The sequence below is a fragment of the Streptomyces xiaopingdaonensis genome (genome assembly GCF_000262345.1).
Classification (GTDB): domain Bacteria; phylum Actinomycetota; class Actinomycetes; order Streptomycetales; family Streptomycetaceae; genus Streptomyces; species Streptomyces xiaopingdaonensis.
This window is the reverse complement of record NZ_AJTQ01000046.1, coordinates 1-246: the sequence shown is the minus strand read 5'-3', so window position 1 is coordinate 246 and position 246 is coordinate 1. Positions and strand designations below refer to the sequence as shown.

Genomic DNA, 246 nt, shown 5'->3' with positions numbered 1-246 from the left:
GCCCCAGCCGCGGGCGCAGCCCGAGAGTGTGGGCCTTGCGCTCGTCGAAGACGAGCGCAAGGAACGCCCGGTGTCCCGCGGCGGCGACCACCGCCGTGACGACGAGCGCCACCGCGAGGTTGGTCAACTCGCCCTCCCGCACGGCGAGTACGTCACCGAAGAGGAATCCCGTCAGGTCCACGGCGAAGGACTGCGAGCGCGATACGACGATCACGCCGAGCGACAGCATGCCGACGAAGAGCAGGC

The 246-nt window shown here is 70.3% G+C and carries 1 protein-coding gene; it reads right to left on the bottom strand.

Going from position 1 to position 246, the window contains the following annotated elements:
* Positions 1–246: metal ABC transporter permease (locus UWG_RS29415; RefSeq protein ID WP_033195945.1), on the bottom strand; the 246-nt coding region annotated here is incomplete at both ends.